The following is an 11,456-nucleotide window of genomic DNA, read 5'->3' on the forward strand; positions in this document are numbered from 1 at the left end:
GATGACCGAAATGACAACGATCCATACTCCCGATAACGCCCACACTCTCGACCGGCTGCTGAAGCCGACCTCCATCGCCCTGGTCGGGGTGTCGCCCCGTCCGGATACCGTCGGCAACGATATGCTGAAGGTGTTGCTGGAGGGGGACTACAAGGGTCAGATCTTCCTGGTGAACCCGAAATATGACCAGATCGAGGGGATTCCCTGCTTTGCCTCGCTGAGCGATATTCCGTCGCCGATCGATATGGCGGTGCTCAGCGTGTCCGGCGTGCATATGGAAAGGCTGTTTGACGAAGCGATCGCCTGCGGTGTCGGTGGCGTCACTATCTACGATATCTGCAAGCTGGAGCAGGATAACGATCCCTGCCTGCTGGAGCGCCTGAAGCAGAAAGCCGAAGCAGCTCAGCTGCCGGTGGTGGGTGGCAACTGCATGGGCTATTACAACTTCGAAGCCAATACCATGGTCAGCTTCCAGTCCCCTGGCAGCCGCCGTCCCGGCCATATCTCGCTGATCGCCCACTCCGGCTCGATCTTCGTGTTACCCACAGCCAACGATCCGCGTTTTCGCTTCAACCTGGTGGTTTCTGCAGGACAGGAGATATCCACAAGCCTGGACCAGTATATGGACTTTGCACTGGAACAGGCCTCCACCCGGGTGCTGGCGATCTTTATGGAAGCAATCCGTGATCCGGATGGCTTTGTCGAGGTGCTGGAGAAGGCGCGCCGCAAGGGCATTCCGGTGGTGGTGACCAAGGTTGGCCGTACCGAGGCCAGCGCCAAGCTGGCGGCGACCCACTCCGGCGCCATCGCCGGTGACAACACCGCCTACGAGGCGCTGTTCAAGAAGTATGGCGTGATCTGTACCGAGAATCTGGATGACCTGCTCAGCACCGCGCTGCTGCTGTCGGAAGGCCTGACCATCGACACCGGCAGTCTGGGCTATGTCTCCGATTCCGGCGGCCTGCGGGAGCTGTTTGTCGATGTTGCCGACAAGCATGGCCTGGGCTTTGCCGAGATCAATCAGACCACCACGGCGAAACTGGCGGCGCGGCTGCCGCTGGGGCTGGACCCGGTTAACCCGCTGGATGCCGCCGGCTCCTTTACGCCGGACTACGCCAACGTGTTCCGCGATTGCATCCGTATCCTGATGGACGATCCGCAGGTGGCGCTCGGCCTGTTCGAGTTCGAGGCCCGCGATGACTTTATCTATATGCCGGAGCTGATCGAGGTCGCCAAGGAGACCCGCCAGTACTGCAACAAGCCGTTCCTGGTGATCAACACCTTTGGTAGCGCCATCAACAGCGCCATCGCTGAAGACCTGCTCGATCACGGCATCCCGCTGATCAACGGTGTCGATAATGCCGTCAAGGCGGTGCGCAACATCCTCGACTGGCGCGACCAGCGCCAGGCTCCAGTCGCGGAGGTCACGCCACTGGATAGCGATTCCGCGCCGGTGCAGCGCTGGCGCCAGCGCCTCGGTAACGGCGAAGCGCTATCCGAAAGCGAAGGCCTGCAGATGCTCAGCGACTTCGGTATCCCGGCCGCAGCCGCCCATGAAACCGACAGCCTGGAGGCAACACTGGCGGCAGCGCAGAGCTGTGGCTATCCACTGGTGCTGAAAACTGCCATGCCGGGTATCCACCACAAATCCGATGTCGGCGGCGTGTGCCTCGGCCTGGCCGATGCGGCAGAGCTGGAACAGGCCTACCTCGATCTGGAACAGCGCCTCGGGCCCCTGGTAACGGTGGAGCCGATGGTGGCTGGCGGTACCGAGCTGGCGCTGGGGATCGTCAACGATCCACAGTTTGGCCCACTGGTGATGATCGGCAGCGGCGGTATCTATATCGAAGTGCTGAAGGATCGCTGCTTCTCGCTGGCGCCGTTCGACAAGGACGAAGCGGGTCGGATGATCGACCAGCTGAAGATCCGGCCGTTACTCGATGGCGTGCGCGGCCAGCCGGGCGCTGATGTTGGCCTGCTGGCCGACACCCTGTCGCGCTTCTCTTTGATGGCCGATGCCCTCGCCGATGTGCTGGCGGGTCTCGACGTCAATCCGCTGATCGTCAATGCCGACGGTTGCATCGCTGTGGATGCTCTGGTTTTGGGTAAGGCGGCCGAGTAAGGCTTTCTCCCCGGGCGCTGTGGGTAACTGATTGTATCCACAGTGCTTTTTTAGCTGGTTATTCACAGCGGATTTCTTAGCGACAACAAAAATAACAACGACGGCAGCGTTTGGGGTTGTCCACAGGCAGCCTGGCTGCGCCCTGCCGGAATAAGAAAGGTATCCCGATGAGTATTAAGAAACTAACCGACAGCCTGACCATCAATCGGGCCGATAGTGGCTTCTATAAAGGTTTTAACCAGGTGGTGACCATCGGCTCCAAGTTGCTGATCAGCCTGCTGGTGCTGTGGGCAATTATCTGGCCGCAGGAAGCGGCGGCGGTACTCTCCTCGATCCAGGGGATCGCCCTGGGTAGCTTCGGTGCCTGGTATATCTATGCCATGGCGCTGTTCTTTGTGGTCTGTATCCTGCTGGCCTTTGTGCCCAGCGTCGGCAATATCCGCCTCGGCGGGGCCGATACCAAACCGGAATTCTCCCGCTTCTCCTGGTTCTCGATGATGTTCGGTGCCGGTATCGGTATCGGCATGCTTACCTATGCCACTGGTGAGCCGATCTACCACTTTGCCAACAACCCGGACATCATCCAGGGGCTGGTGGAGCCGAAACAGGCCGAAACCCTGGATTCGGTGTATCGCTACACCTTCCTGCACTGGGGCGTGAATGCCTGGTGTACCTATGCCCTGGTGGGCCTGTCGCTGGCCTATTTCGGCTTTAACCGCGGCCTGCCGCTGACCATCCGCTCCGGCCTGACGCCGCTGTTCGGCAACCGCCTCAGCGGCGTGCTGGGCCATGCCGTCGATATCACCGCAGTGCTGGCGACCATCCTCGGTATGGCGGTGACCATCGGATTCGGTATCAGCCAGTTTGCCTCCGGGGTCTACAACATCACCGGTGCCGACTGGATGATGAATGAAGGCACACCCTCCGATGCTGCGATGCTGCTGGCCCTGCTGGTGGTAATGGCCCTGTCGACCCTGTCCGCGCTCAGCGGTGTCGGTAAGGGGATCAAGTGGCTGAGTAACCTGAATATGGGGCTGTCCTGCCTGTTGCTGCTGTTCTTCCTGGCATTCGGTTCCACCCTGCTGTCGTTCGAGCTGTTGGCCAAAGGCGTCACCGACTATGTGATCAACATCGTGCCGATGGTATTCAACGTCGAAGAGAAGGGCAGCCCGCTGGGTGACTGGCAGGCTGGCTGGACCATCTTCTACTGGGCCTGGTGGATCGCCTTTGCGCCATTCGTCGGCATGTTCTTCGCCCGTATTTCCAAAGGCCGCAGCATCCGTGAGTTTATCCTCGGTGCGGTGATGGTGCCGTCGCTGATGTGCTTCGTCTGGTTCACCTTCGTCGGTGGCACGGCGCTGGACCTGGAACTGAGCGGCCAGGCCGAGGGCCAGATCCTCGGGGCCAACATCTCGTCGCAGCTGTATGAAGTGATCAATATCATGCTGTCACCTGAAGCGGCCCGGCTGATGTCGCTGATGATCGTGGTGCTGCTGCTGACCTACCTGGTGACTTCGGCGGTACTGGTGATCAACACCATCAATGCCGGTGGCGACGTGGCCCATACCGGCCGCAGCCATATCATCGTCTGGGGTTCCGCCCTGACTATCGTGATTGCGGCGCTGCTGATTGCCGGTGGCCTGGGCGCGATCAAGACCGCCATGATCATCGGTGCCCTGCCGTTCTCGCTGATTATGGTGCTGATGGCGCTGGCGCTGCTGAAAGCGGTGTTGTTGCCGGATCCTGATAGCCAGCCTGATCCCGGTGAGGAGCGTCCGGAGCCTGCTTAAGCAGCAACGGATTTTTCATCTCATGTCCTGCCCTGAAGGTAAGTGAGTCTTGGTGCGGCGAAAGCCGCGCCTTTTTTCGTTTATAGCCACGAACGGCGGAAGCGGGGCAAAAACCATATACTGGGATCAGCTTCCCCCGTGATTCGGTCAGAGGTCATCGTTCAACTGTTATGACTAAGAAACTCCCTTCACTCAAATCCCTGCGGGTGTTTGAATCGGTGGCGCGTAACCAGAGCTTTCGCAAGGCCGCCGATGAACTCTGCGTCACCCACTCGGCGGTCAGCCACCAGATCAAGCTGCTGGAGGAGGAGCTGGGTGTGCTGCTGTTCCACCGCAAGGGCCGTTGCATCAGCCTGACCAAGGATGGCTTCAGCCTCTATCCGGTGGTCAGCGACAGCTTCGACAATATTGCCGGGGCGGTTGAGCAGATCAAAGCCTCCCATGATTCCCGTACCCTGACTATCCAGACCTATGTCACCTTTGGCACCACCTGGCTGATTCCCCGGCTGAACGATTTCCAGAAACAGTACCCCCATGTCCGCACCCGCATCTCGATCTCCTTTGTCGATGTGGATTTTGAAAAGGACGACGCCGATGTCGGCATCATTATGGGCCAGCCGGTCTGGTCGCACTGGGAGTATGACTACCTCTGCGATATGGATATCTTTCCGGTCTGCAGCCCGCAACTGCTGAAGTCCGGGCGTCTGGACTCACCTCAGGACCTGTCCCGGCAAAGCCTGATCGACGTCGAGCTGGCCGCGGATGACTGGCCGGACTGGCTGCAAGCGGCCGGGGTAGCGCCTGAAGAATGTAAGCGGGGACCGGTGGTGGATAATTACCTGCAGGCCCAGCAGAGTGTCTATGATGGCGAGGGGCTGGCGATTGCGCGGCGCGCCTTTGTCGAACGCGACCTGGCGGAGGGACGGCTGGTGCAGCCGTTCGATATCCGCGTTCCGGAGCGTGGCAGCTGGTATATGGTCTATCCCAAGGAACGCAGCGTGAAGAAAGAGGTGCTGTTGTTCCGCGAGTGGCTACAGCAACAGATCCGCCAGATGCCGGGGATACGCATAACGCCGCCTTGCCCTGAACCTTAAGTGGGGCGAGCTGGGCGGTTGACCTGACTATAGCTTCACACTTCAGACTGCGGCTTTTCACCCATTTGAGGAGCCGTTATGCCTATCCAGAACGCATCTGCACTGAGCGACAGTGCTTTCCTGCAACAGTTTGAAGCGCTTAGCCTGCCGCCGGAGCAGTTCAATCATCGTGGCCATCTGCGCCTGGGCTGGATCTGTCTGCGCCTCTCCGGTCTGGAAGGGGCGGTTAGCCGGGTCTGCCGCGGCATCAATGCCTATGCCTGTCACCTCGGTGCGGCCGACAAGTTCCATCAGACCCTGACCGAAGCGCTGCTGCGGATTATGGCGCAGCGGATGGCGATTCAGCCGAGTGCTAGTTGGAACGACTTTATCGAGGCCAACCCGGATCTGCTCGCTGATGCGCTGGCCGTTGTACACTGTCACTACAGCCCGGAATGCCTGCACAGTGACAGGGCGCGACAGTGTTTTGTGGCGCCGGACCTGAAGCCCATCGACTGATCAACGCCGTTAAGGAAACCACGATGTACACCATCGGACAGCTGGTAAAGCAGTTTGCCATCTCCCGCAGCAGCCTGATCTATTACGATCGTATCGGCCTGCTGCGGCCCTCGGCACGCAGCAACAGCAATTACCGTCTCTATACCGAGGCAGATCGCCAGCGCATGCAGCAGATTGAACTCTACAAGGATGCCGGCCTGTCGTTGCAGGAGATCGCCAGCCTGCTGGATGGCAGCCATGACCAGCCAACGGCGATTCTGGAGCAGCGCCTGCAGCATCTGAACCATGAGATCAGCCAGCTGCGCCAGCAACAGCAGTTGGTGGTCGAATTGCTGGGCAATGCCTCCCAGTTGAGCCAATCGCGGGTGATGGATAAGGCGCAATGGGTCAAGATACTGCGCGCCTCGGGACTGGATGAAGCGGCGATGCAACGCTGGCATATCGAGTTCGAGCGCGATATGCCGGAAGCGCATCAGGACTTCCTCGAATCCTTGGGGATCGATACGGCCGAGATCGCCGAGATTCGTGCCTGGTCGCAACAGGGCTTAGCGCAATAAGCCCTTTCCTGTCGCCTGTCTCTGGCGACATAATAGCCGCTCAGTTATCAGGGCCTTATGGACAGTGGCAGCAGAGGGAGCAGGTGATGGATCAGCTGGAACAGCTTGAAAGGATGCAGCAGCAAAACGAGGCGCAGCAACGGGACTGGTTTGAAAAGGGGCTGATAGAACGCCTGCCGGAAGAGTTGCGCGACAGTTTTAGCGAAGAGCAGCTGGCGGCACTGAAGGTTGCCTTCGGCGCCCGCAAGTGGGGCAAGCACCCAGTCGACCTGCGTGGCACCCTCAATATCTGGCGCTGGCGCTATTACTACGTCTTCCTGCTGGGCCGCAACCGCCGCGAACTGAGCCGTGCCGAGAAACGCGCCGCCGCGCTGGCCCATGCCAGTATCCTGGCGTTGTTCCTGAGCTTCTCCACCGCCCTTGGGCTGCTGGTGCTTTACCTGATCAAGTCCGCCATGGGGATTGACCTCTTCCCCGGTTTCTCACTGGGTATCTGGGGCTGGTTTAAGGGCAATTTTCTCTGAGCCTCTGCTGAACCCACGGCGCAGAACTGCCGCGCTGGCTTGCTATGCCCTCTGCTCTAAATAGGTTTTTCAAATTTACTTTTAATCTTGTTTCTGTATTTTTGATGCATAAGGGGATGCTGCGCCATTTTGGCGCCATACTGCTAACCAGCGGCGGCTCCACGATAATAAAGGTACCGGTTCTATGCGTTTTACACTGAAGCAATTGCGCTATTTCGTTGTGGCTGGCGAGATGAGCAGCGTGACCAAGGCGGCAGAAAGCCTGCATGTATCCCAACCCTCAATCTCATCGGCGATCCTGCATCTGGAGGATGTCACCGGGCTGCAGCTGTTTGTGCGTCACCATGCCCAGGGCCTGTCACTGACGCCCTCCGGGCAGCAGTTTATCCGCAAGGCTAAGCAACTTCTGGGTGAGGCAGATGGCCTGGCGCATTACGCCAGCACCCTGGGACATGAGGTCGCGGGTTCCCTGCGCATTGTCGGCTTTCCTACCTTTACCCCGATCCTGATGCCGCTGCTGATGAAGCGCTTTACTGACGTCTACCCGTCGGTGAATGTGCAGTGTGACGAAAAGCACCAGAAGGACATTATTCAGGACCTGCATGATGGCCGGTATGAGCTGGCGCTGACCTACGACCTGCAGCTGCCGAACGATATCGAGTTTGAACCGCTGCTGGAGTTTCCGCCCTATGCGGTGGTGGCTAAGGATCATCCGCTGGCGGATCAGGATGAAGTGTCGTTACGCGACCTGGCCGAGCACCCGATGGTGCTGCTGGACTGGCCGATGAGCCGGGAGTATTTCTTCTCGCTGTTCCTCAGTCTCGATCTGGAGCCGGACTTTGCCTATCAGGCGCAATCCCTGGGGATGGTGCGCGGACTGGTCGCCAACGGCTTCGGCTATTCGCTGTTTAATACCCCGTTGGCCAATAACCTGGCCCTGGATGGCACTGAATTTAAGGCGATCCCGCTGACGGAGAAGCTACGACCGCTGCGGATGGGGGTGGCACGACTGGCCCAGTACCGCCTGACACCGGCAGCCGATGCCTTTATCAAGCAGCTGGAAGCGCATTGCAGCTCCCTGTCTGAAACCGTCTTTACCGACAGCCGCTTTTTTGAAGCCCTGCGTTAACCCCTTCTGATTGACGGGGCAGCTTTCCGGGCTGTCCCCATGCCCCCACACAGGCTATCCAGCCTGACAATTCTGCTCCTGCCGCTCTGGCTCAGCTCGGGTCGCTTTGGTTGTTAGTATCAAAAAAACTGATTCAGATCTAAAAATTTTAATATTTTACAAATGCAGGCGCCCTTTTTAGGCTGGTCTTAGCAATTTTTCGAACAGCTTCTTCGAATTTTTAATAATGACCAGCCTGACGATACCCCGCGGTATCGGAGACAAAAATGAATGCCAATAACAAGAAACTGATCAAGTCCGTTTTAGCGTGCGAGGCACTGGAGAGCGACGCTTTTGCCGCATTGCTGAAGCTCTGTACCCTGCGCGAGCTGAAGAAGGGCAGCCAGGTGGCAGCCCGTGAAGACCACTCAGCCCTGGCAATTCTGCTCAGTGGTGAAGTGGAACAGCGTCTGCCACAGCGGCAGGCACGCCTTGCCGCGCCGGTATTGCTGAATGAGCTGGATGGTCTGCAGGGCCAGCAGCAACCGCTTCATGCACTGAAGGCACTCTCCGATGCCAGCATCCTGTTTGTCGAGGCCGCACCGCTGCAGCAGTGGCTCGCTGGCAACTGTGCCCAGGCTGCGCTGGCGGCACGTTTGCTCAGCTGGCAGGGCCAGCGCCGTGCGCAGCTGAAGCTGGCGGTTGTGGCACCGAGCACCCGACGTGAGAAAGACCTGCTGGGCGAGCGCGATGTACCTCAGTCCGCCTACTACGGTGTCCAGACCCTGCGGGCGCAGGAGAACTTCGCCATCACCGGTATCAAGCTGAAGCACTTCCCGCAGTTGGTGAACGCATTAGCGATGGTGAAGAAAGCCGCCGCCCGCGCCAACAACAAGCTGGGCCTGCTGGATGACACCCGGACTGCGGCGATCAGTCAGGCCTGTGACGAGATTATCGCCGGTCAGTGGCACGATCACTTTGTGGTGGATGTAATCCAGGGCGGTGCCGGTACCTCGACCAATATGAACGCCAATGAGGTGATCGCCAACCGCGGCCTGGAGATCCTTGGCTATGCCCGGGGCGACTACCAGCAGCTGCACCCCAATAACCACGTCAACCTGTCCCAGTCTACCAACGATGCCTATCCGACGGCGATCCGGCTGGGGATACTGCTCAGTCACCAGGAGTACGTATCGGCGCTGTCCGGCCTCTGCTACGAGCTGAAGCAGAAAGCGGTGGAGTTCTCCGACGTGGTGAAGATGGGCCGCACCCAGCTGCAGGATGCGGTGCCGATCACCCTGGGCCAGGAGTTCGATGCCTGGTACTCGACGGTTAAGGAAGATATCGAAGAAGCCAAGGATGTGGTGGAGTTTTTCCGCGAGATCAATATGGGCGCCACGGCGATCGGCACCGGCATCAACAGTGATCCGGAGTACTCCAGCCTGGTAATCGAAGAGCTGTGCCAGATCTCCGGCAAGGAGATGAAGCGGGCCAATAACCTGATCGAAGCCACCTCCGATATGGGCGCCTTCGTCACCTTCTCCAGCGTGCTGAAACGCAACGCCGTCAAACTGTCTAAGATGTGTAATGACCTGCGACTGCTATCCAGCGGCCCGCGTGCCGGGTTCCAGGAGATCAACCTGCCGCCGATGCAGCCAGGTAGCTCGATCATGCCGGGTAAGGTCAATCCGGTGATTCCGGAGATGGTCAACCAGGTGGCGTTCCAGGTGATCGGCAACGATATCACCGTCACCATGGCCGCCGAAGCAGGTCAGCTGCAGCTTAATGTGATGGAGCCGGTCATTGCCTTCAATGTCCTGCAGTCCCTGCGCCTGCAGATCCGCGCCATCAACACCCTGGGTGAGAAATGTATCCGCGGCATCAGCGCCAACCGTGAACGTTGCCTCGATATGGTGAACAACAGCATCGGCATCATTACCGCACTGAATCCCTATATCGGCTATGAGAATGCCAGTCGTATCGCCAAGCAGGCGGTCAATCAGAATCAGAGTGTGCGCGATATCGTACTGTCCGAAGGCCTGCTGTCCCCGGCCGAGCTGGATGACGTACTGAGTGTCGAAAACATGACCGCCCCCCGTCGCATGCCAAAGAGCCTTGTGACCAACAACGCCGTCTGAGCGTGCGAACCTGAATGGAGCAAACAATGACTGTACAGAACAAAGAATACTGGCTGAACAAACAGCAGCAGATCAGTCTGAAGGCCCAGGCCTTTATCGACGGCGAATTTGTCGATGCCAGCGACAAAGGCACCTATGACACCATCAACCCGGCCAGCGGAGAGCTGCTGGCGGCTACTGCGGCCTGTACCGAAGCGGATGTCGACCGTGCCGTGGCGGCAGCCCGCCGCAGCTTCGATAGCGGTATCTGGGCCGATAAGGCACCGGGTGAGCGCAAGGCGGTGATGCAGAAGCTGGCAGCACTGATCCGCGAAAACCTGGAAGAGCTGGCACTGCTGGAGAGCCTGAATGTCGGCAAGCCGGTGCAGGATGCGGTCAATATCGATATCCCGGGCTCCGCGGCCTGCTTCGACTGGTATGCCGAAGCGGTGGATAAGCTCTATGGCGAAGTGGCACCGACCGATGGCAATAACATCGCCACCATCACCCGCGAGCCGATCGGCGTCGTGGCTGCCGTCGTACCCTGGAACTTCCCGCTCGATATCGCCGCCTGGAAGCTGGCTCCGGCGCTGATCAGCGGTAACTCGGTGGTGCTGAAACCGGCCGAGCAGTCGCCGCTGACCGCGCTGCGCCTGGCTGAGCTGACGAAAGAAGCCGGTTTCCCGGATGGCGTGCTCAACGTGGTCACGGGCCACGGCCATATCGTCGGTCGCGCACTGGGCCTGCATATGGATGTGGATTGCCTGGTGTTCACCGGCTCCACCGCAGTCGGCAAGCTGTTTATGGGCTACTCCGCCGAATCCAATATGAAGCCGGTATGGCCGGAAACCGGCGGCAAAAGCCCGAACCTGATCTTTGCCGACTGTGATCTGGATGCGGCGGTCGAACACGCGGCGATGGGAATCTTCTTCAACCAGGGCGAGGTCTGCTCCGCTAACTCACGGATCCTGATTGAGCGCAGCATCAAGGATCAGTTTGTCGAGAAATTCCTCGCCAAGGCCCGCTCCATGAAGGTAGGTGATCCACTGGATGCCGATACCCAGGTGGGGGCGCTGATCGACCATAACCACGCCTGCAATGTGCGTAAGTGCATCACGGCGGCCAATGCAGAGGGCGCGCAGATGCTGACCGGGGGTATCGGTGATGAAGCCAGTGCCGTGGTCGAGCCGACCATCTTCGATGGCGTCACCCCGCAGATGAGCATCGCCCGCGATGAGGTGTTTGGCCCGGTTGCCGCGCTGCTGACCTTCGACAGCGAAGCGGAAGCGATCGCCATCGCCAACGACTCCATCTACGGCCTGGCTGCCTCCCTCTGGACCAGCAACCTCAACCGTGCCCACCGGGTGTCGCGCAAGCTGCGCGCCGGTACCGTATCGGTTAACACCATGGATGCACTGGACTTCTCCACCCCGTTCGGCGGCTTCAAGCAGTCCGGCTTTGGCCGCGACCTGTCGCTGCACGCCCTGGATAAGTTCACCCAGCTTAAGACTACCTGGATCAAACTGGCATAAACCTGTTCATCCTGGTCTATGGTCTCGTTCCCACGCGAACGTGGGAACGAGAAACGGCAACCGTGGATCAATGGACCTGTAGGTTGGGTTACGGAGCGCAGCGACAACCCAACA

Annotated in this window: 9 protein-coding genes; all 9 read left to right on the forward strand. The window is 59.2% G+C overall.

Annotated features, from left to right (window positions below):
• Position 1 precedes the first annotated feature (1 nt).
• On the forward strand, positions 2–2,122 hold the full coding sequence (locus Q354_RS0116905) for an acetate--CoA ligase family protein (protein ID WP_027858625.1): 2,121 nt from the start codon (positions 2–4) through the stop codon (positions 2,120–2,122).
• Positions 2,123–2,289: 167 nt separating this feature from the next.
• Positions 2,290–3,912, forward strand: a complete 1,623-nt coding sequence (locus tag Q354_RS26260) for a BCCT family transporter (RefSeq protein WP_036230326.1) — start codon at positions 2,290–2,292, stop codon at positions 3,910–3,912.
• 170 nt (positions 3,913–4,082) lie between these two features.
• Positions 4,083–5,006, forward strand: a complete 924-nt coding sequence (gcvA, locus tag Q354_RS0116915) for a transcriptional regulator GcvA (RefSeq protein WP_027858626.1) — start codon at positions 4,083–4,085, stop codon at positions 5,004–5,006.
• A gap of 78 nt (positions 5,007–5,084) precedes the next feature.
• Positions 5,085–5,504, forward strand: coding sequence for a hypothetical protein (locus Q354_RS0116920; protein ID WP_051560226.1), 420 nt, complete (start codon positions 5,085–5,087; stop codon positions 5,502–5,504).
• Between the two features lie 23 nt (positions 5,505–5,527).
• Entirely contained in the window at positions 5,528–6,061 is a 534-nt protein-coding gene (locus Q354_RS0116925; protein WP_027858628.1) for a MerR family transcriptional regulator, read from the forward strand.
• Positions 6,062–6,147: 86 nt separating this feature from the next.
• Positions 6,148–6,585: a 3-phosphoshikimate 1-carboxyvinyltransferase gene (locus Q354_RS0116930; protein WP_245601072.1), complete on the forward strand. Its 438-nt coding sequence runs from the start codon at positions 6,148–6,150 to the stop codon at positions 6,583–6,585.
• A 184-nt stretch (positions 6,586–6,769) separates the two neighbouring features.
• Positions 6,770–7,714 (forward strand): LysR family transcriptional regulator, encoded by a 945-nt coding sequence (locus Q354_RS0116935; protein ID WP_027858630.1) that lies wholly within the window; start codon positions 6,770–6,772, stop codon positions 7,712–7,714.
• A 266-nt stretch (positions 7,715–7,980) separates the two neighbouring features.
• A complete protein-coding gene (aspA, locus tag Q354_RS0116940) occupies positions 7,981–9,831 on the forward strand; it encodes an aspartate ammonia-lyase (RefSeq protein ID WP_084332646.1) in 1,851 nt (616 codons plus the stop codon).
• Between the two features lie 26 nt (positions 9,832–9,857).
• Positions 9,858–11,342 (forward strand): aldehyde dehydrogenase, encoded by a 1,485-nt coding sequence (locus Q354_RS0116945; protein ID WP_027858632.1) that lies wholly within the window; start codon positions 9,858–9,860, stop codon positions 11,340–11,342.
• Positions 11,343–11,456: the final 114 nt, after the last annotated feature.

This window comes from Marinobacterium jannaschii DSM 6295 (assembly GCF_000620085.1).
Lineage (GTDB): Bacteria > Pseudomonadota > Gammaproteobacteria > Pseudomonadales > Balneatricaceae > Pontibacterium > Pontibacterium jannaschii.